The organism is Salmonella sp. SAL04214 (assembly GCF_046550615.1).
Classification (GTDB): domain Bacteria; phylum Pseudomonadota; class Gammaproteobacteria; order Enterobacterales; family Enterobacteriaceae; genus Salmonella; species Salmonella enterica.
The window spans coordinates 407,167-429,111 of the sequence record NZ_JBGDXT010000003.1 but is presented as its reverse complement, the minus strand read 5'-3'; the positions used below and the strand labels follow the sequence as shown (position 1 = coordinate 429,111).

General features: G+C 51.1%; 24 protein-coding genes. 11 read left to right on the top strand and 13 right to left on the bottom strand.

Annotated elements, in window-relative coordinates; translation table 11 throughout:
- Positions 1 to 45: 45 nt before the first annotated feature.
- Together ynfE and ACLJQD_RS07825 are read right to left on the bottom strand one after the other, a co-directional pair.
- Positions 46 to 2,484 (bottom strand): selenate/tellurate reductase subunit YnfE, encoded by a 2,439-nt coding sequence (ynfE, locus tag ACLJQD_RS07830; RefSeq protein ID WP_017441042.1) that lies wholly within the window; start codon positions 2,482 to 2,484, stop codon positions 46 to 48.
- A 156-nt stretch (positions 2,485 to 2,640) separates the two neighbouring features.
- Positions 2,641 to 2,949: a DUF1161 domain-containing protein gene (locus ACLJQD_RS07825; protein ID WP_000975516.1), complete on the bottom strand. Its 309-nt coding sequence runs from the start codon at positions 2,947 to 2,949 to the stop codon at positions 2,641 to 2,643.
- Positions 2,950 to 3,052: 103 nt separating this feature from the next.
- Here ACLJQD_RS07825 and ACLJQD_RS07820 point away from each other — a divergent pair, with 103 nt between their 5' ends.
- A complete protein-coding gene (locus ACLJQD_RS07820; RefSeq protein ID WP_000743122.1) occupies positions 3,053 to 3,763 on the top strand; it encodes a YnfC family lipoprotein in 711 nt (236 codons plus the stop codon).
- A gap of 40 nt (positions 3,764 to 3,803) precedes the next feature.
- Here ACLJQD_RS07820 and speG read toward each other — a convergent pair whose 3' ends face one another.
- Both speG and ACLJQD_RS07810 read right to left on the bottom strand, forming a co-directional pair.
- Positions 3,804 to 4,364 (bottom strand): spermidine N1-acetyltransferase, encoded by a 561-nt coding sequence (gene speG / locus ACLJQD_RS07815; protein WP_000199997.1) that lies wholly within the window; start codon positions 4,362 to 4,364, stop codon positions 3,804 to 3,806.
- A 35-nt stretch (positions 4,365 to 4,399) separates the two neighbouring features.
- The gene (locus ACLJQD_RS07810; protein ID WP_001066440.1) at positions 4,400 to 4,741 is read right to left on the bottom strand and encodes a DUF1283 family protein; all 342 of its coding nucleotides are present in this window, start codon (positions 4,739 to 4,741) and stop codon (positions 4,400 to 4,402) included.
- A gap of 152 nt (positions 4,742 to 4,893) precedes the next feature.
- Between ACLJQD_RS07810 and ACLJQD_RS07805 the strand changes: the two genes are divergently transcribed.
- From ACLJQD_RS07805 to ACLJQD_RS07785, 5 genes are all read left to right on the top strand, one after another.
- Positions 4,894 to 5,220: a YnfA family protein gene (locus tag ACLJQD_RS07805; RefSeq protein ID WP_000921382.1), complete on the top strand. Its 327-nt coding sequence runs from the start codon at positions 4,894 to 4,896 to the stop codon at positions 5,218 to 5,220.
- A 121-nt stretch (positions 5,221 to 5,341) separates the two neighbouring features.
- Positions 5,342 to 6,556 carry a starvation-sensing protein RspA gene (gene rspA / locus ACLJQD_RS07800; RefSeq protein ID WP_017441370.1) on the top strand — a complete coding sequence of 405 codons (1,215 nt, stop codon included), beginning with the start codon at positions 5,342 to 5,344 and terminating at the stop codon, positions 6,554 to 6,556.
- Between the two features lie 10 nt (positions 6,557 to 6,566).
- Complete coding sequence (locus tag ACLJQD_RS07795; protein WP_017441369.1) at positions 6,567 to 7,586, top strand: Zn-dependent oxidoreductase; 1,020 nt, start codon at positions 6,567 to 6,569, stop codon at positions 7,584 to 7,586.
- Between the two features lie 53 nt (positions 7,587 to 7,639).
- The gene (locus tag ACLJQD_RS07790) at positions 7,640 to 9,019 is read left to right on the top strand and encodes an MFS transporter (protein WP_000192118.1); all 1,380 of its coding nucleotides are present in this window, start codon (positions 7,640 to 7,642) and stop codon (positions 9,017 to 9,019) included.
- A gap of 143 nt (positions 9,020 to 9,162) precedes the next feature.
- Positions 9,163 to 10,629, top strand: a complete 1,467-nt coding sequence (locus ACLJQD_RS07785) for a mannitol dehydrogenase family protein (protein WP_001181240.1) — start codon at positions 9,163 to 9,165, stop codon at positions 10,627 to 10,629.
- Positions 10,630 to 10,695: 66 nt separating this feature from the next.
- On the opposite strand, the gene ydfZ is transcribed toward ACLJQD_RS07785, so the two are convergent.
- The 3 genes from ydfZ to ydfG all read right to left on the bottom strand — a co-directional run bounded on the left by ydfZ (position 10,696) and on the right by ydfG (position 12,642).
- Positions 10,696 to 10,899: a putative selenium delivery protein YdfZ gene (gene ydfZ, locus ACLJQD_RS07780; protein ID WP_000989267.1), complete on the bottom strand. Its 204-nt coding sequence runs from the start codon at positions 10,897 to 10,899 to the stop codon at positions 10,696 to 10,698.
- 180 nt (positions 10,900 to 11,079) lie between these two features.
- Positions 11,080 to 11,766: a GntR family transcriptional regulator gene (locus ACLJQD_RS07775; RefSeq protein WP_000215562.1), complete on the bottom strand. Its 687-nt coding sequence runs from the start codon at positions 11,764 to 11,766 to the stop codon at positions 11,080 to 11,082.
- Positions 11,767 to 11,895: 129 nt separating this feature from the next.
- Positions 11,896 to 12,642 (bottom strand): bifunctional NADP-dependent 3-hydroxy acid dehydrogenase/3-hydroxypropionate dehydrogenase YdfG, encoded by a 747-nt coding sequence (gene ydfG / locus ACLJQD_RS07770; protein ID WP_000636564.1) that lies wholly within the window; start codon positions 12,640 to 12,642, stop codon positions 11,896 to 11,898.
- 138 nt (positions 12,643 to 12,780) lie between these two features.
- On the opposite strand from ydfG, the gene dcp reads away from it, so the two are divergent.
- Positions 12,781 to 14,823, top strand: a complete 2,043-nt coding sequence (gene dcp / locus ACLJQD_RS07765; protein ID WP_017441367.1) for a peptidyl-dipeptidase Dcp — start codon at positions 12,781 to 12,783, stop codon at positions 14,821 to 14,823.
- 344 nt (positions 14,824 to 15,167) lie between these two features.
- Positions 15,168 to 15,350 carry a general stress protein gene (locus ACLJQD_RS07760; RefSeq protein ID WP_000807642.1) on the top strand — a complete coding sequence of 61 codons (183 nt, stop codon included), beginning with the start codon at positions 15,168 to 15,170 and terminating at the stop codon, positions 15,348 to 15,350.
- 119 nt (positions 15,351 to 15,469) lie between these two features.
- Here the strand turns inward: ACLJQD_RS07760 and ACLJQD_RS07755 are convergent, their stop codons facing one another.
- Entirely contained in the window at positions 15,470 to 15,997 is a 528-nt protein-coding gene (locus tag ACLJQD_RS07755; protein ID WP_017441366.1) for a 2-oxo-tetronate isomerase, read from the bottom strand.
- A 382-nt stretch (positions 15,998 to 16,379) separates the two neighbouring features.
- Here ACLJQD_RS07755 and ACLJQD_RS07750 point away from each other — a divergent pair, with 382 nt between their 5' ends.
- Positions 16,380 to 16,772 carry a YdeI family stress tolerance OB fold protein gene (locus tag ACLJQD_RS07750; RefSeq protein WP_000776348.1) on the top strand — a complete coding sequence of 131 codons (393 nt, stop codon included), beginning with the start codon at positions 16,380 to 16,382 and terminating at the stop codon, positions 16,770 to 16,772.
- A gap of 346 nt (positions 16,773 to 17,118) precedes the next feature.
- On the opposite strand, the gene mgtS is transcribed toward ACLJQD_RS07750, so the two are convergent.
- Both mgtS and ydeE read right to left on the bottom strand, forming a co-directional pair.
- Entirely contained in the window at positions 17,119 to 17,214 is a 96-nt protein-coding gene (mgtS, locus tag ACLJQD_RS07745; RefSeq protein ID WP_000901531.1) for a protein MgtS, read from the bottom strand.
- A gap of 247 nt (positions 17,215 to 17,461) precedes the next feature.
- Positions 17,462 to 18,649 carry an efflux MFS transporter YdeE gene (gene ydeE / locus ACLJQD_RS07740; RefSeq protein WP_017441365.1) on the bottom strand — a complete coding sequence of 396 codons (1,188 nt, stop codon included), beginning with the start codon at positions 18,647 to 18,649 and terminating at the stop codon, positions 17,462 to 17,464.
- 227 nt (positions 18,650 to 18,876) lie between these two features.
- Between ydeE and eamA the strand changes: the two genes are divergently transcribed.
- Positions 18,877 to 19,779: an O-acetylserine/cysteine exporter gene (gene eamA / locus ACLJQD_RS07735; RefSeq protein ID WP_000987750.1), complete on the top strand. Its 903-nt coding sequence runs from the start codon at positions 18,877 to 18,879 to the stop codon at positions 19,777 to 19,779.
- Positions 19,780 to 19,897: 118 nt separating this feature from the next.
- Here the strand turns inward: eamA and marB are convergent, their stop codons facing one another.
- The 3 genes from marB to marR are packed head-to-tail and all read right to left on the bottom strand — an operon-like array spanning position 19,898 to position 20,979.
- Entirely contained in the window at positions 19,898 to 20,113 is a 216-nt protein-coding gene (gene marB / locus ACLJQD_RS07730; protein ID WP_000783049.1) for a multiple antibiotic resistance protein MarB, read from the bottom strand.
- A gap of 28 nt (positions 20,114 to 20,141) precedes the next feature.
- Positions 20,142 to 20,525 carry an MDR efflux pump AcrAB transcriptional activator MarA gene (gene marA, locus ACLJQD_RS07725; protein ID WP_000091194.1) on the bottom strand — a complete coding sequence of 128 codons (384 nt, stop codon included), beginning with the start codon at positions 20,523 to 20,525 and terminating at the stop codon, positions 20,142 to 20,144.
- A 19-nt stretch (positions 20,526 to 20,544) separates the two neighbouring features.
- Positions 20,545 to 20,979, bottom strand: coding sequence for a multiple antibiotic resistance transcriptional regulator MarR (gene marR / locus ACLJQD_RS07720; protein WP_000843434.1), 435 nt, complete (start codon positions 20,977 to 20,979; stop codon positions 20,545 to 20,547).
- Positions 20,980 to 21,237: 258 nt separating this feature from the next.
- Here marR and ACLJQD_RS07715 point away from each other — a divergent pair, with 258 nt between their 5' ends.
- A complete protein-coding gene (locus tag ACLJQD_RS07715) occupies positions 21,238 to 21,903 on the top strand; it encodes a MarC family NAAT transporter (RefSeq protein ID WP_000968968.1) in 666 nt (221 codons plus the stop codon).
- Positions 21,904 to 21,945: the final 42 nt, after the last annotated feature.

Sequence of the window (21,945 nt, the reverse complement as noted above, 5' to 3'; positions counted from 1 at the left end):
AAACGGGGAGCGCCGGGCGCGTAAAAACGTCCCGGAGCAGGCGGCTTAGATTTTTTCGATTTCCACCAGATTTGTATGTTGAGGATTCCCTTTTGCCAGGGGGGAAGGACGCAGCGTCGTGAGCGTATTGATGCAGGCGCCGTGGTCAATTTTATCGCCAGCCATATCCGCATTATGCCATGCGCCCTGACCCATCGCGCTGACGCCCGGCAGAATACGCGGCGTGACCTTGGCGGGTAGACGCACCTCTCCACGATCGTTAAAGACGCGAACCCTATCGCCATTCGCGATACCGCGTTTTTGCGCATCGAGCGGATTTATCCACACCTCCTGGCGACAGGCGGCCTGCAGAACATCAATATTGCCGTAGCTTGAATGGGTACGGGATTTATAGTGAAAGCCAAACAGCTGTAGCGGGAAGGTGCTCCGTTTCGGATCGTCCCATCCTTCAAAAGTAGGGGTATAAATCGGCAGTGGGCTTATCACGTCGCCTTCCGCCAGCTCCCAGGTACTGGCGATGTGAGCGAGTTGGCTCGAGTAGATTTCGATTTTACCGGACGGCGTTTTTAACGGATTGGCCTGCGGATCTTCACGAAATTTTTTATAGGCGACAAAATGGCCGTTGGGATCTTTGCGTTTATAGATGCCCATTTTTTTTAGCTCGTCATACGCGGGCAATGCCGGATCTCTTGCCTGCATTTTGGCGTACAGATATTGCAGCCATTGCGCCTGTGTACGGCCTTCGGTAAACCGCTGATACACATCGTCGCCGAGGCGTCTGGCGATTTCGCTGAGTACCCAGTAGATGGGCTTGCGCTCGAACTTAGGCGTCGTCGCCGGTTGGATAAAAATCAGATATCCCATATTGCCGGCGTAATCATTGGGGATGATATCTTCCTGTTCGACGGTCATGAGATCCGGCAGTAAAATATCGGCGTACTTCGCGGAAGAGGTCATAAAATTGTCGATGACCACAATCATTTCGCATTTCGCTTCATCCTGAAGAATTTCATGGGTTTTATTAATATCCGAATGCTGATTAATCAGGGTGTTGCCAGCGTAGTTCCATAGAAATTTGATCGGGACATCCAGCTTATCTTTGCCGCGTACGCCGTCGCGCAGGGCGGTCATTTCCGGGCCGCGCGCAATGGCGTCCGTCCAGCTAAAGCAGGAGATGGCGGTTTTAACGGGATTCTCCAGGACCGGCAGACGTTCAATGGTAATGGTGTAAGTAGATTCGCGTGCGCCGCTATTACCGCCATGAATGCCGACGTTGCCGGTCAGAATCGGTAACATGGCGATGGCGCGAGCGGTTTGTTCGCCGTTCGCCTGACGCTGCGGGCCCCAACCCTGACAGATGTAGGCCGGCTTGACGCTGCCTATCTCGCGCGCCAGTTTGATAATCCGATCGGCGGGGATGCCGGTAATATGCGATGCCCACTGCGGCGTTTTGGCGATACCGTCTTCGCCCTGGCCCAAAATATAAGCCTTATAATGGCCATTGGGGGGCGCGTCAGCCGGAAGGGTCTTTTCATCGTAGCCGATGCAATAGTTGTCGAGAAAAGGCTGGTCAACGAGATTTTCGTTAATCAATACCCAGGCAATTCCCGCCACCAGCGCGGCGTCGGTGCCGGGGCGAATCGGTATCCACTCGTCTTCACGTCCGGCAGCGGTATCGGTATAGCGCGGATCTATCACGATCATGCGCGCATTTGAGCGTTCACGCGCTTGCTCCAGAAACCAGGTAATGCCGCCGCCGCTCATGCGTGTTTCAGCCGGATTATTGCCGAACATGACCACCAGTTTACTGTTTTCGATATCAGACGTGCTGTTGCCGTCGTTGGAACCATAGGTGTAGGGCATGGCGCAAGAAATTTGCGCGGTACTGTATGAGCCGTATTGATTCAACGAACCGCCGTAGCAGTTCATCAAACGCTTCACCGGCGAGGCGGCAGGCGACGAGCGGGTTATGTTGCCGCCTACGATGCCGGATGAATAGTGGATATAAACGGCTTCATTGCCGTAGGTCTCTACGGTCTTTTTCAGGCTGGCGCTAATGGTGTCCAGTGCTTCCTGCCAGCTAATGCGTTCAAATTTGCCTTCGCCGCGGCGGCCAACGCGTTTCATGGGATAGTTAAGGCGATCCGGATGGTTAATGCGCCGACGGATTGAACGGCCCCGCAGACAGGCGCGAACCTGATGATTGCCGTAGACATCGTCGCCAGTATTATCAGTTTCAACCCACCAGACTTCATTATCTTTTACATGCAGACGCAGGGCGCAGCGACTGCCGCAGTTGACCGAACAGGCGCCCCAGACGATTTTATCTTCTTCGTTGCGTATAGCCTGCTGCACCGCCGCGGCCGCGGTACGCATCCCAAACGGTAAAGATACGCCTCCGGCAGCCAGCGCCAGTGAGCCAAGCGCCGCTGATTTCACTAACGTCCTGCGGCTAACGCCTGTTTGTTGCTTTTCTCCGGGCATCACTCACTCCATTGTCGTTATTATTTCGCTATATATTGATAACTATAACGAAATTATTAACATGCTAATGATGTAATGAGTTTACCCCTTTGGGAGTAAGGATTATTAATCCATGTCAAAGAGCGTTACCCTCCGGACCCGGAGGGCAGGAGGAGGTTATTGCGGTTCGGCGGATGAACCGTCCTGAGCGGGAGAGGTATTGGCTGGCGCATTGCCGCTGCTGGTGCGGGTATAAAGAATTTTATGCGTGTCGTTCGCGCAATGGCCCACCACCTGTGAGTCCGGCTGATCGGCCTGGTCGTTAGGAACGATAGTGAGCGTAAAATTATCCGCCGGCACGCCGTTATTGATGATACGTTGTTCAATATCGCTTTTTACTCTCTCGCACGATCCCGGTGCCGCCATCACCAGCGAGGGGGCGCTGACTAACGCCAGAGCGGCTATTGCAGTTGCGATTTTCATCATGAACTCCTGTGATTAATGACGATGTTCTAAGCTTAGCATTTTTCGTGTAAATAACTGTATTTGCTAATATGATGATAAATATCTTTTCATCCTGGTGACACGCGTGAAGAAACCCCTTTTACTGACGTTATTGTGCATGATACTGGCAGGTTGTGATAACCCGAAATCCCTTGAGTCTTTTACGCCGGAAATGGCCAGTTTTTCGAACGAATTTGATTTTGATCCATTACGTGGTCCGGTAAAGGATTTCAGCCAGACATTGATGAGTGAGAATGGCGAAGTGGCGAAGCAGGTCACCGGTACGCTTTCACAGGAAGGCTGTTTTGATACGCTTGAGTTACACGATCTGGAGAATAATACGGGGCTGGCGCTCGTGCTGGATGCCAATTATTACCGGGATGCTCAGACGCTGGAAAAAAAGGTGCAGTTACAGGGGAAGTGCCAGCTGGCGGCGTTGCCTTCGGCGGGCGTGACCTGGGAAACGGACGACAACGGTTTTGTGGTATCGGCGACGGGCAAAGAGATGAAAGTCGAGTATCGCTATGATAGCGAAGGTTATCCGCTAGGTAAGACAACCATAAACTCGCAGAATACGCTCTCTGTGACGGCAAAACCCTCCGCAGACCCGCGTAAAAAGCTGGATTACACGGCAGTCAGCCGGGTGGATGATCGACAGGTCGGCAACGTCACACAGAGCTGCGAATATGATGCGTACGCGAACCCTGTTGACTGCCGGCTTGTTATCGTCGATGAGAGCGTTAAGCCGGCAGTGTCCCACCATTACACCATTAAAAATCGTATCGATTACTACTAAACCGGGCGCGGTGCGACTCTCCGTGACTGCCGCGCCGCGTTTACTGCGCGGTGGGTTTCAGGAGCGTAGAACCGGACGTTTTATGTTCATCCAGATACTGCTGCTGGAAGATACACATGCGGATGGTGTTACGGTATTCGCCGTTAATGAAGAACTCATGAATCAGCTCGCCTTCTACTCTAAACCCGAGTTTACGGTAGATGTGAATCGCTTTTTCATTCTCTTTATCGACGATCAAATACAATTTATAGAGATTGAGTACGGTAAATCCGTAATCCATCGCCAGTTTGGCCGCGCGTGACGCCAGGCCTTTTCCCTGGTACTCCGGCGAAATAATAATCTGAAATTCCGCCCGCCGATGCACATGGTTAATTTCCACCAGTTCCACCAGCCCGGCGTTTTCACCATCGCATTCGACGACAAAGCGCCGTTCGCTTTGGTCGTGGATGTGTTTGTCGTAGAGATCCGACAGTTCGACAAAAGCCTCATACGGCTCTTCAAACCAGTAACGCATAACGCTGGCATTATTATCAAGCTGGTGGACAAATCGTAAATCTTCACGCTCAAGCGGGCGCAGTCTGACCTTGTAGTCACTTGTCATACTGTATCCTTACACTTCCTTTTAGTTATCCTGCATCAGGGCGTAATAACGCGACCTGTACGACGATCCAGACACCGCAGCGTATTGGGTTCCCAATAGGCGTTGATGTTGGCGCTTTGCTCGCATTTATCGCGGTTATCAAAGGCGGCATCGGCTTTGTCCCACTCTTTTTCTGCGCGGGTATTCACTTTCTGGCGCAGACTGCGAGTGTCGTTCCATTGTTCCTTTTCCATCGCCGCTTCCTGACGACTTTGTGCGCTATCTCCCGATTCAATCACCAGTTTACTGGTTTCAGCGAATGCGGAAGTAGTATATACAACGGCCGCCAACGTAAGCATTGCCGTCAGGCACAGGCGTTTGCTCAGCGTATTGTTCATCACAACATCCTTTCATTAGAGGGGAAAAAGCGGTAAACCACCTGTAAATTCTACACCAATCCTTATGCCTGGCATATACACAAGAATGGCCGGATAACCGTAACGATATTCTGTTGTATTATCACTTATCATTTCGTAACCAAATGAATCTCATGCTAAAAACGACTCTGCTTTTCTTTGTCACCGCCCTCTGTGAAATCATTGGATGTTTTCTTCCCTGGCTATGGATTAAGCGCGGCGCCAGCGTGTGGTGGCTTCTGCCCGCCGCTGCGTCACTTGCGTTATTCGTCTGGCTTTTGACCTTGCATCCGGCGGCGAGTGGGCGGGTTTATGCGGCTTACGGTGGGGTATATGTCTGTACTGCGCTCCTGTGGTTACGTGTTGTCGATGGCGTCCGGCTCACGGTTTATGACTGGTGCGGCGCGCTGATCGCGCTGTGTGGAATGCTGATTATCGTCGTCGGATGGGGACGTACGTAACATTGCCGCGCGACCAGAACATTTTGTGATCTGGCAGCGCTTTTTACATCAATATACTTGTATGGTAGTAGCTCAGTTGGGTAAATTTCCTGCATCCCATAATGCGATGTAAGGAATAAAAATGAAGATTGTAGGGGCTGAAGTTTTTGTTACGTGTCCAGGGCGTAACTTCGTCACCTTAAAGATAACCACGGAAGACGGGATCACCGGTCTGGGGGATGCCACCCTGAACGGACGCGAGCTCCCGGTGGCCTCGTACCTTACCGATCACCTGTGCCCACAGCTCATCGGGCGGGATGCTCGCCGCATCGAAGATATTTGGCAGTTCTTCTACAAAGGCGCGTACTGGCGCCGTGGCCCTGTCACCATGTCCGCCATTTCCGCGGTTGATATGGCGCTATGGGATATTAAAGCCAAAGCCGCCAATATGCCGTTGTATCAGTTACTCGGCGGCGCTTCGCGTGAAGGCGTCATGGTGTATTGCCATACCACAGGCCACACCATCGACGATGTGCTGGAAGACTACGCGCGTCATAAAGAGCAAGGGTTCAAAGCAATCCGCGTGCAGTGCGGCGTTCCGGGGATGAAAACCACCTACGGCATGGCGAAAGGCAAGGGGCTGGCCTATGAGCCCGCGACAAAAGGTCAGTGGCCGGAAGAACAATTGTGGTCAACGGAAAAGTATCTCGATTTTACGCCAAAGCTGTTTGACACCGTGCGTAATACGTTCGGTTTTAATGAACATCTTCTGCACGATATGCATCACCGGCTGACGCCTATTGAGGCTGCCCGCTTTGGCAAATGTATTGAAGACTATCGTTTGTTCTGGATGGAAGACCCGACGCCGGCTGAAAATCAGGCGTGCTTCCGCCTGATCCGCCAGCATACGGTCACGCCGATTGCGGTAGGCGAAGTCTTTAACAGTATCTGGGATTGCAAACAGCTCATTGAAGAGCAATTGATTGACTATATCCGCACCACGCTTACCCATGCCGGTGGTATTACCGGGATGCGCCGCATTGCCGATTTTGCCTCGCTCTACCAGGTGCGTACCGGTTCGCATGGGCCGTCCGATCTGTCGCCGGTTTGTATGGCCGCGGCATTACATTTCGACCTGTGGGTGCCTAACTTTGGTGTGCAGGAGTTTATGGGCTACTCCGAACAGATGCTGGAGGTTTTCCCGCATAACTGGACGTTCGAGGGCGGCTATATGCATCCGGGCGACAAGCCAGGACTGGGCATTGAGTTCGATGAAAAACTGGCGGCGAAATATCCGTACGATCCAGCCTATTTGCCGGTGGCCCGCCTGGAAGACGGCACACTGTGGAACTGGTAAGGAGCGAAAAATGAAAAGCATCGTAATCGAAAAACCGAATACATTAACTATCGAAACGCGCGCGCTTCCGCAGCCTGCGCCGGGCGAAGTTCGCATTAAAGTGAAACTGGCGGGTATCTGCGGTTCCGATAGCCATATTTATCGGGGACATAATCCCTTTGCAAAATATCCCCGTGTCATAGGCCATGAATTTTTCGGTGTCATCGACGCGGTAGGCGACAACGTCAATCGCGACCGGATAGGAGAACGGGTATCCGTCGATCCGGTGATCAGTTGCGGGCATTGTTACCCTTGTTCAGTCGGTAAACCCAATGTGTGTACCTCGCTGGTGGTGCTGGGCGTGCATCGTGACGGCGGTTTCAGCGAGTATGCGGTGGCGCCGGCCCGTAATGCTCATCGCATACCGGACAACATCGCAGATCATCATGCCGTCATGGTTGAGCCATTTACCATTGCGGCAAATGTGACGGGGCAAGCGAATCCGACCGAGCAGGACGTGGCGCTTATCTATGGCGCAGGCCCGATGGGACTGACGACCGTACAGGCGCTGAAGGGGGTTTATCAGGTTAAAACGGTCATAGTCGTTGATCGCATTGAAGAGCGTTTAGCGATGGCGAAGCAGAGCGGCGCTGACTGGACCCTCAATAATGCTCAACATTCACTGGCGGAATTTCTACAGCAGAAGGCGCTAAAACCGACCTTGATTGTCGATGCCGCCTGTCATCCCGCTATCCTGCAAGAGGCGATTACCCTTGCATCGCCTGCGGCACGCATTGTCCTGATGGGATTTTCCAGCGACCCGTGTGAGATTGTACAGCAGGGTATTACCGGAAAAGAGCTGGCTATTTATTCATCGCGTCTTAATGCCAATAAATTCCCGGTCGTGATTGACTGGCTGAATAAAGGGCTTATTGATCCGGATAAGCTGATAACGCATACATTTGATTATCAACATGTCACCGACGCGATTGAGCTTTTCGAGAAAGACCAGCGTCAATGCTGCAAAGTCTTACTCACGTTTGCGAAATAATATAAATAATTGCGAGTAAGTGGTACGCATCTTACCTCTTAGAGATTGCCTATATGACACAAATAAAGCATGAACGATCGACTCAGGATTTAGTGCGCGCTGCCGTATCTGGCTGGTTAGGCACCGCGCTTGAATTTATGGATTTTCAGTTATATTCACTAGGCGCGGCTCTGGTCTTCCATGAAATATTTTTCCCGGAACAGTCTGCCGCGATGGCGCTTATTCTGGCAATGGGCACCTATGGTGCAGGTTATATAGCCAGAATTATCGGCGCCTTTGTTTTTGGTAAAATGGGCGACCGCATCGGACGAAAAAAAGTATTGTTTATTACCATCACCATGATGGGGATCTGCACCACGCTGATTGGCGTACTGCCGACGTATGCGCAAATCGGCATTTTTGCGCCAGTATTACTGGTGACATTGCGAATTATACAGGGGCTGGGCGCCGGGGCGGAAATTTCCGGTGCGGGTACTATGCTGGCCGAGTATGCGCCGAAAGGAAAGCGTGGCATCATTTCCTCGCTGGTCGCGATGGGCACCAACTGCGGTACGTTGAGCGCGACGGCGATCTGGGCGGTGATGTTCTTTGCGCTTGAACGCGAACAACTGATCGCCTGGGGATGGCGTATTCCTTTCCTGGCGAGCGTCGTTGTTATGATATTCGCGATCTGGCTGCGAATGAATCTGAAAGAAAGTCCGGTATTCGAAAAAGTAAGCGAAGGTGAAAAATCGCCAGCGTTAACGCCTGCGTCAGAAAATACATTGGGCGCGATGTTTACCAGCAAATCTTTCTGGCTGGCCACCGGTTTACGTTTTGGACAAGCGGGGAATTCCGGGCTTATTCAAACCTTCCTTGCCGGATATTTGGTTCAGACGTTATTATTTAACAAATCTATCCCAACCGATGCGTTAATGATAAGTTCCGTAATTGGTTTTATCACTATCCCACTCTTGGGGTGGTTGTCCGATAAATACGGTCGTCGGCTGCCGTATATAATATTGAATATCTCCGCGATTATTCTCGCCTGGCCGATGCTGTCTATTGTGGTAGATAAAACGTATAGCCCTGGCGTAATTATGGCGGCGCTCATTGTTATTCATAACTTTGCCGTGCTGGGATTGTTTGCGCTGGAAAACATCACCATGGCGGAAATTTTCGGATCGCGTAATCGCTTCACCCGGATGGCGATTTCAAAAGAGGCAGGAGGCCTGGTGGCGGTTGGCTTTGGCCCTGTTCTTGCGGGGATCTTTTGTAACATGACCGATTCCTGGCTGCCCATCTTAATTATGCTGGTGCTCTACTCGTGTATTGGTCTGATTTCTGCGTTGTTGATGCCGGAGGTCAGAGATCGCGACCTGAGTTTGCCTGAGGATGCGGCGGAAGCGACAGCGGCAGAGAAGTTACGCCACTCCGCAACCCAGACGAGTTAAATCGTGTCGACGGTATGGCCGGAACGCTAATGCGGTTTCGGCCATGCTGTCCGGTCACTTTTGTTTAATTAGCGTAAATCCAAATGCACCAGGGCAGGCGTTACTCTGCGACTGTTCCGCTTTCAGAATATAGAGGTTATAAAATGCAAAACAGGCTTTTATCGGCAAAGGCGACGCTTCCTGATTACGATCGCGCGGCGCTGGCGGCGCGGATGGTCCATCTCGGTTTTGGCGCGTTTCATCGCGCGCATCAGGGGGTTTATACAGATATTCTGGCTGCGGAGCAGCATAGCGACTGGGGCTATTATGAGGTTAATCTTATTGGCGGCGAACAGCAGATTGCCGATCTAAAGCAGCAGGATAACCTCTATACCGTGGCGGAGATGTCGGCGGATGCCTGGACGGCGCGTGTGGTGGGCGTCGTCAAAGCGGCGTTGCATGTCCAGGTTGATGGTCTGGAACGTGTGCTGGCGGCGATGTGCGAACCGCAGATAGCGATTGTGTCTCTGACCATTACCGAGAAAGGGTATTGTCATTCGCCAGCCACGGGCCAACTTCTGCTGGAGCATCCCATGATTGCAGCCGACCTGCAAAATCCGCATCAACCGCTAACGGCACCGGGTATTATTGTCGAAGCGTTAGCGCGTCGTAAAGCCGCAGGCTTACCGGCATTTACCGTGATGTCCTGCGATAACATGCCGGAAAATGGGCATGTGACGCGTCAGGTTGTGACGGCTTACGCCCGGGAGGTGGATGCGGAACTGGCGATATGGATCGAGCAAAACGTGACATTTCCGTCAACCATGGTTGATCGGATTGTCCCTGCGGTCACGCCGGAGACGCTGGATAAAATCGAACAACTGACCGGCGTGCGCGATCCGGCGGGCGTCGCCTGCGAACCGTTTCGCCAGTGGGTGATAGAAGATACGTTTGTGGCGGGTCGTCCGCAGTGGGAAAACGCGGGCGCGACGTTGGTCGCCGACGTGGTTCCGTTTGAAGAGATGAAACTGCGAATGCTTAACGGCAGTCATTCATTCCTGGCTTATCTGGGGTATCTTGCCGGCTATCAGCATATTAATGACTGCATGGCTGACGACAACTATCGTCTGACCGCGCAGGCGTTAATGTTACGCGAGCAGGCGCCAACGCTGAAAGTCCAGGGGGTAGATTTACAGCGTTATGCCGATCAGTTGATTGCGCGTTACCGTAATCCGGCGCTGCGTCATCGTACCTGGCAGATTGCGATGGATGGCAGCCAGAAACTTCCGCAGCGTATGCTGGACTCCGTTCGCTGGCATCTTGCTAATCATAGCGATTTTGATTTGCTGGCGCTGGGCGTGGCGGGGTGGATGCGTTACGTTGGCGGCGTGGATGAGCAGGGCAAGGCCATCGATATTAGCGATCCGCTATTGCCGGTTATTCAGCGCGCCGTGGCAAACAGTGAAGAAGGCGCCAGTCGTGTTAAGGCGCTGCTGGGAATGGCAGAAATTTTCGGCAACGATTTGCCGCAGGCGGCGCGGTTTACGCAAAAAGTGCAAGAAGCCTATGACAGTTTACTGACATATGGCGCGAAAGCGAGCGTGGCGAAATATGCCGAGCGGTTGAAGTAGCGCAACAGAGACCCGGTAGCATTATGCTACCGGGAAGGCCGGAGCGGTTCTTAGCGGCCAGTGGTATCAGTTCATGCCAAGACGAATCAGTTCGACCGGCGCGAATTTACCTTCACAACCTTCGACAATCACCGTTTTGCCGCGGCGAATTTGACCTGCATCCAGACCTTCGCTCTCAATGGCTTTGATAATCCCGGTATGACCCGTGCCGCTTATCATGACCCGGCTGCCGGTAGTGATTGCGTTACGGTTACGATCGTATGTCATCATGGTGTTTTCTCCTTTCAAACTTACTGCCAAAGCCCGCAGGTTTCCCCGCATGACGGGCGACATATAAATACGCTTATCGTTGCGGATTTTTTTTGTTTTTGATCAAGCTCACGGCTTTTTAGGCGGGAATGTGCAGGGTGAGAAAGCGGAGAAGGCGTCTCACCCTGACGTTAAAGGGGGTTAGTCTTCGCTAAACCAGCCGCTGTTTTCCTGACGGATAAGCTGAACGGATTCGCTAATTTCCTGCAAATGCTGGGTCATTGCGCTCTCAACCGCATTGCCGTCACGATTTTCCAGCGCGGAGAAAATATCATGGTGCTGGCGCAACAACATCTCCGGCGGAGAAACATGATCCAGACTCATATAGCGAACCCGGTCAATTGTCGCTTTGATATTTTCAATGGTATCCCACGCTAACTGGCAATCGGCGATCTGCGCCAGCTTTTGGTGGAAATCGTCATCAAGCTGGAAAAAATCATCAATCTGTTTGCGCTCGATAGCAATATGTTGCAGGTGCAGGTTTTGTGCCAGTTGATAGCACTGGTTGTCGGTGATCATCGCCGCCGCACGGCGGACCACCGCGCATTCGATCGCCTGCCGTACAAAACAGCCATTCTGTACCTGAGAAAGCGAAATCTTATTCACATAACTACCGCGCTGAGGGCGGATCTGAATCAACCCATTTTCCGCCAGCTTTATAAAAGCCTCGCGCACCGGTTGACGCGAAACGTTAAAACGGGTTGAGACCTCTTTTTCTGATAGCGGCGTGCCAGGCGGGATCAGACAATGCACGATATCACGCCGAAGAATACGGTAAATTTGCTGGTTGACAGGCTGTGTAGGGTTAAGCTGCGTTTCGACGGTCATTCATTCTTACTTTTTAGGCGGTTGACCCGGATACTCTACCACTTTTCCGTGGTGGTCTATACCGATCATGTTCTTGGTTGCAGATACGTTTGCCAGGGATTACCCGGCCCGCAGACCGGGTATAACCTCTTAGCTACGGTGGACGCTGAGCCCCGCGAAGGATTGGGTAACAGGCATCATTTCAACGGTATTAATATTCACATGCGCGGGGAGTGTGGCCACCCACCATACCGCTTCGGTAATGTCTTCTGGCGTGAGCGCGGTGGTATTTTCGTAGGTTTTACCCGCTTTCTCATCGTCGCCTTTGAAACGGACGCTGGAAAACTCGGTACCGCCAACCAGACCCGGTTCAATGTCGGTCACGCGAACCGCCGTGCCGTGTAAATCCGTGCGCAAATTCAGGCTAAACTGGCGCACAAAGGCTTTCGTCGCGCCATAGACGTTGCCACCAGCATAAGGCCAACTGCCGGCGGTTGAACCGATGTTAATGATATGACCGCGATTACGTTCGACCATTCCTGGCAGCACGGCGCGGGTCATATAAATTAAGCCTTTATTATTAGTATCGATCATAGTTTCCCAGTCTTCTACGCTGGCTTTATGCGCCGGTTCAAGGCCCAGCGCCAGACCGGCGTTATTGACCAGCACATCAATATCGCGCCACTGCGCAGGCAGAGAGGCCATCATCTCTTCGATGGCCGCGCGGTTGCGCACGTCCAGTTGGGCGGTCAATACGTTCTCGCCAAGCTCATCTTTTAACGCTTGCAGGCGTTCATGACGACGTCCCGTGGCAATGACTTTATGTCCATTCTCAACAAAACGGCGTGCAATGCACTCGCCAAACCCTGCGGTTGCTCCAGTTACTAAAACGATCATCACACAGTTCCTCAACGCTTTTTGTGTTGTATTACCATAGCACGCGGCGTTTATGAAAGGGTAATCCTGGTTAACACGGTTGCGGTCAGCATAGGGGGAAGCTTACTCTTATGATCAACCTATTTTCAGGAGTGAAAAATGTCGACGAATCCTTTGTTAGACCAGAGTATGTTGCCTTATCAGGCACCGCGTTTTGATCGGATCAAAGATTGCCATTATCGTCCTGCTTTTGATGAGGGCGTGCGGCAAAAACGCGTGGAAATCGAGGCCATCGTCAATCATCCGGCGGCCCCTGACTTTACGAATACGCTTCTGGCGCTGGAGCAAAGCGGGGCGCTTCTGTCACGCGTCACCAGCGTTTTTTTCGCGATGACGGCCGCGCACACTAACGATGAACTCCAGCGGTTGGATGAGGCCTTTTCTGCCGAGCTGGCGGCGCTCTCCAACGATATTTATCTGAATAGCGCGTTATTCGCTCGCGTGGACGCCGTCTGGCAACAGCGTCACTCACTGGGGCTGGATGATGAGTCGCTACGGTTGGTCGATGTTATCCATCAGCGTTTTGTGTTGGCAGGCGCGCGGCTTGCCGAAGAGGATAAAGCGCGACTGAAGGTATTGAATACTGAATCCGCGACCTTAATGAGTCAGTTTAATCAGCGTCTGCTGGCGGCAAGTAAAGCGGGCGGGCTGGCGGTAGATGACGCGCATTGCCTGGCAGGATTAAGCCCGGAAGAAATGACCGTCGCTGCTGAAGCGGCGCGTGAAAAAGGCCTGGAGGAGCGCTGGTTCATTCCGCTCCTTAATACGACGCAACAGCCTGCGCTTGCTACGCTGCGCGATCGCCAGACCCGCGAAAATTTATTCGCAGCGTCATGGACTCGGGCGGAAAAAGGAGATGCCCACGATACCCGCGCTATCGTTCAGCGTCTGGTAGAGATTCGTCGCTGTCAGGCAAAACTGCTGGGTTTCCCCAATTATGCCGCATGGAAAATGGCCGATCAGATGGCGAAAACGCCGCAAGCCGCACTGAGCTTTATGCGTGGCATTGTGCCGCCAGCGCGTCAGCGTGTACTCAATGAACAGGCGGAAATTCAGAACGTCATTGATGGTGAGCAGGGCGGCTACACCGTTCAGGCCTGGGACTGGATGTTCTATGCCGAACAGGTACGGCGGGAAAAATATGCGTTAGATGAAGCGCAACTGAAGCCCTATTTTGCCTTAAATACGGTGTTGCAAGAGGGGGTTTTCTGGACCGCCAACCAGCTATTCGGCATCACCTTCGTCGAGCGTTTTGACATTCCGGTGTATCACCCTGATGTTCGGGTGTGGGAGATTTTCGATTCCGATGGTGTCGGCATGGCGTTATTTTATGGCGACTTCTTCGCGCGGGACTCGAAAAGCGGCGGCGCGTGGATGGGGAATTTTGTCGAGCAATCCACACTCAATGAAACCCGGCCCGTTATATACAATGTATGTAACTATCAAAAACCTGTTGATGGGCAGCCTGCATTACTGCTTTGGGACGACGTTATTACGCTCTTCCATGAGTTTGGTCATACGTTACATGGTTTGTTCGCCGTCCAGCGCTATGCCACGCTTTCAGGTACCAATACGCCCCGCGACTTTGTCGAGTTTCCCTCCCAGATTAATGAGCATTGGGCGAGCCATCCACGTGTGTTCGAACGCTACGCGCGTCATGTCGACAGCGGTGAAAAAATGCCCGCTGATTTACAGGAAAAAATGCGCAAGGCGAGTTTATTTAATAAAGGTTACGATATGACTGAATTGCTCGGCGCCGCATTGCTGGATATGCGCTGGCATATGCTGGAGGAGAGCGTAGCAGAGCAGTCTGTCGCTGAGTTCGAGCAGCAGGCGCTGGCCGCCGAGCATCTTGATTTACCGGCAGTGCCGCCCCGCTATCGCAGCAGTTATTTTGCCCATATCTTCGGCGGCGGCTACGCAGCGGGATACTACGCCTACCTGTGGACGCAAATGTTAGCGGATGACGGTTATCAATGGTTTGTAGAGCAGGGCGGCCTGACGCGTGAAAACGGGCAGCGTTTTCGTGATGCTATCCTTTCCCGGGGGAATAGTACTGATTTAGAAACGCTTTATTCAGCCTGGCGTGGACATGAACCGCATATTGACCCCATGTTGCAATATCGTGGGCTCGATCGCTAAGCTGATACGGTTGTTCGGCACTGTCGAACAACCGCCTGAAAATGAATCCTGCACTTCTGATGACAGCCAGTTAAATTTATGGGGTTAAATTGTCTGAATATAAAGAGGGCGTGCATTCGGATTTTTCTACTTATTTTCCCGTGGTGGCTTGATTGCCAAAGATTTATTACCGCTTCGCTGTTGATGTTTTCAAAAAATATATTTTCCGCCATGTATCGGCGTTATGTAAATAATGCAGAAATGAATTTGACACTGCGCACAGGGCGACTAGATTTAGAACTGTATCACATGATATGAGAAGACATATCATATTTAAAACGCAACATCATCATGAGGATTATATTATGGCAGAACATCGCGGCGGTTCCGGTAATTTTGCAGAAGATAAAGAGAAAGCCTCAGAAGCAGGTCGTAAAGGCGGCCAGCATAGCGGTGGGAACTTTAAAAACGACCCACAGCGTGCATCTGAAGCGGGTAAAAAAGGTGGCCAGAATAGCCACAGTGGCGGACGGAAATCCGGCAATTAATTTTACTCCTGATATTTCATAAATATATTCTGAAATATTGCACATACGATGCGGGCCATAGGCTCGCATTTTTTTATTCTGACCGGGAGTTATTCTGACCGGTCAGATGAAATTATTGTTTATGCTTTCTTCGTTAACAGAAAAAGCAATTCAGCGAGGGCGAAGCGTACGCATTTTTCCAATACTTCCTGACAATCTCCGTTGAAATGTTGTCGGCTTGTAAAAGTTGTATTGTTAATATTCCAGGCAAACCAAACGGTGCCCGCCGGCGTGCCATCTTCGCCGCCTTCCGGACCGCCATAGCCGCTGATCGCTATGCTGATATTGACCTCAGCCTGATCCTTAGCGCCCTGTGCCATTTCAGTAACGACCGCTTCGCTGACGGCGGTATGTTCGGCAAGGCTGTGGCGTTGTACGCGTAAGATTTTTGCTTTGGCTTCATCAGTAAAGGTGACATAACCCACACCGTAAAATGAGGGCGTATCTTCTGCTGCGCACAATGCTGAAGCCAGTTTCCCGCCAGTGCAGGATTCTGCAGTGGTCAGACGGAGTTTCTGGTTAACCAGTAAATTACCAAGTTTTTTTGTCAGGCTATCGACGGATTCGGCTTCATCAAGGGTGACAATATCGTGCTGTTCTAATCTCATCGTTTATTTTTCCGTTACAGAGACAAATGAAATCTGTTCGTTCTTCTCAAGTATGGCATATTTATTTTATGACATTGTCAGTGAATGATTATTTTCCTGCGGCGATGACAGTCATTGATTATGCGTAAGGCCATTATCCTCAAAAAATAAAGCCGATTATTCTGAATTGCTATCAAAACGTTGATGCATATGACTTCAGCTATGTGGCAAGTTCTCTATTACGCCGTTACGCTTTCGCGCTCACCGGCGCTGATGTCGGTTGCATATTAATCCGGATGGGTTGATTTTATTGCTTAATATTCTGCGGGTAAATTCATGTTTGTAAAAACTAAAAATAGCGGCCAGACTTAATACGTCAAATAGACGTTATTAAGGAGAGAGCATGAAACTACAGGTGGCTGCATTTTTAAGTTTTCTGATAATGCCTTACGCGCTAGCGGATGATCAAGGGGGATTAAAAAAAGACGTGGCGCCGCCGCCGCCTCATGCTATTGAGGATGGTTATCGTGGTACGGATGATGCAGAAAAAATGACCATCGAACAGGCAAAAACCCTGCATGATGGCGCGACCGTTTCGCTGCGCGGCAACCTTATTGATCATAAAGGCGACGATCGCTATGTATTTCGTGATAAATCCGGCGAGATTAACGTGATAATTCCTTCCGCCGTATTTGATGGGCGGGAAGTTCAGCCGGATCAAATGATCAACATTAACGGTAGTCTGGACAAGAAAGCGAAGGAACCGCTTGTTCGCGTGAACCGATTGCAAAAATAACGCGCGCTAACCGGCAATCTCCAGGTCAGCCATACGGGGCACCGGCTGGCCTGATACCATGGGTCTTGTAAAAGCGCCTGGGGGACAAAAGGTCCCATAATGTCTTATTCAGGTCTGGTTGCGTATCGTTTAAGCTTCATTGATATTGACGGTGCTACAGTCGTTAGCGATCCGTTATCCTCGCAAGAATTTGCCCGGTAGCGTATAAGCAAAACACAAATCTATCCATGCAAGCATTTACCGCTGGTGAACCGGCGGTTTTTTTTTGCCTGCCATCCAGACAAAAGCGGCCCCTTGCGCAACGATGCAGCAAGGGGCCGGCTCTGCGAGGGATTATCTCCGTTCATTAATCATCCCATTTGTGACTGAACCAGGCGGCCAGAAATCCGGAAAATAAAATAATTCCTAATACAACGATAAAAAGGTTAATACTGCCTAACATCTCGTTTCTCCTTATTTTAGCGTGCATCCTCTTTTTTAAAAAACCTCGTACAGACTATAGTACTAATTTATGCTTAAGCAAAGTCTGAATTGCGTATTTATTTTACTGGAAGGGTAAAGCATTAGAATATTTTCGTCAGCGCCCAGGAATATTCCTGAATTACCGCAGTGACAGCAGATAATTAGCCTGCAATATATAGGGTTAACCCAGTGCGCCAGAAACTGCGCACATCACTGGCTGCAGATAATTAACAGGTGATAGCCTGTTGCGTAGGGGTAATCCGCATTCCTTTTAACATCAGTGCCCAGGCGAACACAATGGCGATTATCAGGACAACGAAAAGCGACCAGGCGGGAAGCGTCGTCAGGATGACGCCGCTGGCCAGCGGGTTTACCGCCGCACCCAGCCAGCCCAGCGATTGCGCTGAAAAATAGCTGGCTTTCATCCCGGCAGGCGCAATGTTGTCAATTAACATATATTCGCCGGGGGCATAAATAATTTCGCCAATCGTAAATACTGCCGCTGAAAGCCCCCAAAAAAACAGATTGTCGCCTGAAAAAATAAATCCGATGAGCCCGGCGATAAAAAAGACGGTGCCGGTCGTCATCATTGGTCGAATATTGACGGCGGTAAGTCGACGGCCCACGGCGTATTGCAAACTGACCACAATAACCGCATTAACCGGCAGGACGACGGCTACCACTTTTTCCGCGAAGCCGCTATCGGCAACGACCATAACGTACTGTGAAATACAGGACGCAAAGGCGCCCCCCACAAAGGAGGCCAGAAATGCCGAAAGCGTAAACCACAATAATGCTTTGTCACGCAGCAGAACGGAGGGAGACCAGATAGCGGCATTTTTCCCCTCGCTGGGGGCAACCGATCGTGTCACCCATACCTGAATAAAGACCAGCGGGAATGCGGAACAGATGGCGGCAAGCCAGAAGGGTAAATTGATGCTTTGCATCACCAGCAGCGTGCCGAGCGGCGGGCCAACCGTCCAGCCGATATTGAGTACGGTATAATTGAGCGAAAAAATCCGTGTTTTTGTTGTCGCGGTGAGGTTATCGGCGAACCAGGCCTTCAGGACGGTAGAAAAAACCGAATAGGCGCAGTTAATAAGCGCAAAAAGCAGGACAACCAGTACGACATTATGCACCATTGGGATGGCGATAAATCCGCAGGCGAAGGCGATAATCGCGAGTAACATGTAGCGCTTTTTATCAAACTTGTCCGCCAGAATCCCAAAGCCAAGACTAAAGATGACGCCGATCGTTAACGCGCTGGTCAGCGCGTAGCCAATCAGATCCACGCCTAAACCGTACTGACGGTTAAGATAGATGGTCATAAAGGGGAGCGTGGCCCCGCGTCCAATTGTCAATAACAGCGATGAGGCGAGTAGAGCCAACGTCGAACGTCTCAATCCTGGATTCATTTTTCCTGCCTGAAATGGAGGTTACGTATCGGGACGTTTTAATCTACCGTGCCCGCAAAAGCATGATGTCTATACGCTATAGCGTAGTCTTAACATACCATAACGCAGGATTTTGCCCATCGTGTGTTGTTCAATGCCATGCTCACGGTAAAAAGAAAAGTCCTGTTATGGCGCACTGATTTCCGATAACTTACCTTTTTACAAAATTTTAATAATGACAGGGGCCGATGATGTCGCGTAAAGACGGTTTTTTGGCGTTACTGGTGGTTGTCGTATGGGGGCTCAATTTTGTTGTCATCAAAGTCGGCCTGCACCATATGCCGCCATTATTGCTGGCAGGATTACGATTTTTACTGGTGGCGTTTCCGGCAATTTTCTTTGTCGCCCGGCCTAAAGTCCCGCTTACGCTGTTGCTGGGCTATGGCCTGACGATAAGCTTTGGGCAGTTCGCCTTTCTCTTTTGCGCGATAAAGTTTGGTATGCCCGCAGGACTGGCGTCGTTGGTATTACAGGCGCAGGCCTTTTTTACCATGGCGTTAGGGGCGTTTGTTTTTAGTGAGCGGTTACAACGTAAGCAGTTAGCGGGGATCGCCCTGGCGATTATAGGTGTACTGGTATTGATTGAAGCCAGTCTCAACGGACAGCATATAGCGATGTCGGGATTTATGCTGACTCTGGCGGCGGCATTTAGCTGGGCCTGCGGCAATATCTTTAATAAAAAAATTATGCAACATAGTCCGCGCCCGGCGGTGATGTCGCTGGTGGTCTGGAGCGCGCTGATCCCGATCCTGCCGTTCCTGCTGTCATCGCTGCTACTGGAGGGGGCGGATCACATTACGCAAAGCCTTATTACCATCGATATGACGACGATATTGTCGCTGCTTTATCTGGCTTTTGTCGCCACTATACTTGGCTACGGCATCTGGGGCGCGTTACTGGGGCGTTATGAGACCTGGCGCGTGGCGCCGTTATCATTGCTGGTGCCGGTAGTCGGGCTGGCGAGCGCCGCGGTGTTACTCGGGGAAACGTTGACCGGGATGCAGCTTGCGGGCGCAGTACTGATTATGGCTGGACTCTATATCAATGTGTTTGGATTTCGTGTGCGCCGTACTGCGCGCGTCAGGGGATGAGGCATTATGTTACTAAGAAGACAAACGCTAATTTCAGACCATGCCGCGAGGTAATAGCGGCGGACTTGTCATCGCCAGACGGTACTAAAAAAATGCCCCGCAAAACGGGGCAAAGAGGTTAAAGGTGTTGGTCGTTATAATAGGGCACGCCTAATTCATCTGACTTATCGCTGTTCACGCTCACGGGGTGAAGGTCATTTGGCGGATCGCCCACACAGGGCAGAAGCATCACATCGCGGCTATTTTGCGCCACAGGTAACAAAGTTTGTTCTGCAATGCCATATCCGGAGGCGATAAGTAACAGACCCGGCAGGGCGGGAAACAGCATTTTCATGGTGCTCTTCGCGTGGCGCATAAACAAACTAGTAGTTGCCATGGTTCAGCGGCAGCATATACCGTGATTCGCCATGCATATTGGTGATCCGGTATTTGTGTGGCGGCACATCAAAATAGTTTTTGAACGTCCGGGTCAATGTTTGCTGTGACTCAAAGCCATAGCGTTCCGCCAGATAGAGAATGGGCTCGTTGCTCTCTTTTAATTTTTGCGCGATTTCCGTCATCTTACGGCTGCGGATGTATTGACCTAATGAATGACCGGTCTCTTTTTTAAACATCCGTTGCAGGTGCCATTTGGAATATCCTGAACGCTCAGACACTTTTTCCAGTGAGAGCGGCGACTCCAGGTTATCCTCGATCCAGTCCAAAATGCTATGAATAGTAATAGCGTCAGTGTTGCGTCTGGACATCGTCATACCTCTTTTTTGTCTACGGCAGAATTTTCTTGAGCAAATACTCAAGCGTTGCCACTTCGTCCGCCGTTAAGTTTTTTGTTAATTCCTGATGCAGGTCTTGCCCTGGTCGTTGATGACATTGCTCACAAATTGCCGCGCCGTCCGGCGTTAGCTTCACCAGTACGCCGCGTTTGTCATTAGGATTTGGCAGTCTTTCGATCCAGCCTTTGCACAGCAGGCGGTCGAGCATCCGCGTCAATGCGCCGAGATCGACAGACAGCACTTTTTTAAGTTCAACCGGGGTAATACATCCCGCGCAGCGTATCGAGCACAGCACTTTAAACTGTGTTGCGGTGATATCCAGCGGGGATAAATAGTTATTTAACAGGCGATCTTTTTTTTGATTTACCATGTAGATCAAGCGACCCAGCGGAATGATTTCATTGAACAGATCACTGGTGCTTTTCAAAATGGTTGCCCCGGCAAGTAATTAATTTCGTCAGATACTATTGCCCAGGCAAGTATAAGTCAACTAAATGAATTGACCGATGCCACGATTTGCTAAAAGGCGTCCGGGGTATTGTGCTGTGATAACTTGTAACTAATTGATAATTACAGGTTATAGGTTGTAGAGGATATTAACTTGCACACTGGCGAAATGGCGCGCCTGGGCAATTTCACTTTATACTTCCGGTTCATGAAACGCTGATGGGTAAGAGATAGTATTATGATGGATTTGTTTAAAGCGATTGGATTGGGGCTGGTCGTACTGCTCCCGTTAGCCAATCCGCTAACCACCGTGGCGCTGTTTCTTGGCCTTGCGGGCAATATGAATAGTGCGGAACGCAACCGGCAGTCCTATATGGCTTCGGTTTATGTCTTCGCTATTATGATGGTGGCATACTATGCCGGGCAGTTAGTCATGAACACCTTCGGTATTTCGATTCCAGGGCTACGGATCGCCGGGGGGTTAATCGTGGCGTTTATCGGCTTCAGAATGCTTTTCCCGCAGCAGAAGGCGCATGAGTCGCCGGAAGCGAAAAGCAAATCGGAGGAGCTGGCAGACGAACCGACGGCCAATATTGCGTTTGTTCCACTGGCTATGCCAAGCACCGCAGGACCGGGGACCATCGCAATGATCATCAGTTCCGCTTCCACGGTGCGTCATGGCGGCGAGTTTCCCGACTGGGTCATTATGGTCGCGCCGCCGATTATTTTTCTTGCCGTGGCGGTGATCCTGTGGGGATGCTTACGCAGTTCTGGCGCTATTATGCGGCTGGTGGGTAAAGGGGGGATTGAAGCGATCTCCCGCTTAATGGGATTCCTGCTGGTGTGTATGGGCGTGCAATTTATTATCAACGGCGTGTTGGAAATTATTAAAACGTACCACTAAGGCGCATTGTCGTCTGCCGAAAACCTGTTCCCGGCAGACGAA

What these genes read in the sequence shown, in the direction of transcription:
- eamA (WP_000987750.1), top strand. Translation starts at nt 18,877, where the DNA reads ATGATGTCGCGTAAAGACGGTTTTTTGGCGTTACTGGTGGTTGTCGTA.
- mgtS (WP_000901531.1), bottom strand. Translation starts at nt 17,214, where the DNA reads ATGTTAGGCAGTATTAACCTTTTTATCGTTGTATTAGGAATTATTTTA.
- marA (WP_000091194.1), bottom strand. Translation starts at nt 20,525, where the DNA reads ATGTCCAGACGCAACACTGACGCTATTACTATTCATAGCATTTTGGAC.
- ACLJQD_RS07825 (WP_000975516.1), bottom strand. Translation starts at nt 2,949, where the DNA reads ATGATGAAAATCGCAACTGCAATAGCCGCTCTGGCGTTAGTCAGCGCC.
- rspA (WP_017441370.1), top strand. Translation starts at nt 5,342, where the DNA reads ATGAAGATTGTAGGGGCTGAAGTTTTTGTTACGTGTCCAGGGCGTAAC.
- ACLJQD_RS07760 (WP_000807642.1), top strand. Translation starts at nt 15,168, where the DNA reads ATGGCAGAACATCGCGGCGGTTCCGGTAATTTTGCAGAAGATAAAGAG.
- dcp (WP_017441367.1), top strand. Translation starts at nt 12,781, where the DNA reads ATGTCGACGAATCCTTTGTTAGACCAGAGTATGTTGCCTTATCAGGCA.
- ydeE (WP_017441365.1), bottom strand. Translation starts at nt 18,649, where the DNA reads ATGAATCCAGGATTGAGACGTTCGACGTTGGCTCTACTCGCCTCATCG.
- speG (WP_000199997.1), bottom strand. Translation starts at nt 4,364, where the DNA reads ATGACAAGTGACTACAAGGTCAGACTGCGCCCGCTTGAGCGTGAAGAT.
- ACLJQD_RS07790 (WP_000192118.1), top strand. Translation starts at nt 7,640, where the DNA reads ATGACACAAATAAAGCATGAACGATCGACTCAGGATTTAGTGCGCGCT.
- ACLJQD_RS07775 (WP_000215562.1), bottom strand. Translation starts at nt 11,766, where the DNA reads ATGACCGTCGAAACGCAGCTTAACCCTACACAGCCTGTCAACCAGCAA.
- ACLJQD_RS07750 (WP_000776348.1), top strand. Translation starts at nt 16,380, where the DNA reads ATGAAACTACAGGTGGCTGCATTTTTAAGTTTTCTGATAATGCCTTAC.
- ACLJQD_RS07785 (WP_001181240.1), top strand. Translation starts at nt 9,163, where the DNA reads ATGCAAAACAGGCTTTTATCGGCAAAGGCGACGCTTCCTGATTACGAT.
- ACLJQD_RS07810 (WP_001066440.1), bottom strand. Translation starts at nt 4,741, where the DNA reads ATGAACAATACGCTGAGCAAACGCCTGTGCCTGACGGCAATGCTTACG.
- ACLJQD_RS07715 (WP_000968968.1), top strand. Translation starts at nt 21,238, where the DNA reads ATGATGGATTTGTTTAAAGCGATTGGATTGGGGCTGGTCGTACTGCTC.
- ydfG (WP_000636564.1), bottom strand. Translation starts at nt 12,642, where the DNA reads ATGATCGTTTTAGTAACTGGAGCAACCGCAGGGTTTGGCGAGTGCATT.
- ynfE (WP_017441042.1), bottom strand. Translation starts at nt 2,484, where the DNA reads ATGCCCGGAGAAAAGCAACAAACAGGCGTTAGCCGCAGGACGTTAGTG.
- ACLJQD_RS07755 (WP_017441366.1), bottom strand. Translation starts at nt 15,997, where the DNA reads ATGAGATTAGAACAGCACGATATTGTCACCCTTGATGAAGCCGAATCC.
- ACLJQD_RS07795 (WP_017441369.1), top strand. Translation starts at nt 6,567, where the DNA reads ATGAAAAGCATCGTAATCGAAAAACCGAATACATTAACTATCGAAACG.
- ACLJQD_RS07805 (WP_000921382.1), top strand. Translation starts at nt 4,894, where the DNA reads ATGCTAAAAACGACTCTGCTTTTCTTTGTCACCGCCCTCTGTGAAATC.
- ydfZ (WP_000989267.1), bottom strand. Translation starts at nt 10,899, where the DNA reads ATGATGACATACGATCGTAACCGTAACGCAATCACTACCGGCAGCCGG.
- marB (WP_000783049.1), bottom strand. Translation starts at nt 20,113, where the DNA reads ATGAAAATGCTGTTTCCCGCCCTGCCGGGTCTGTTACTTATCGCCTCC.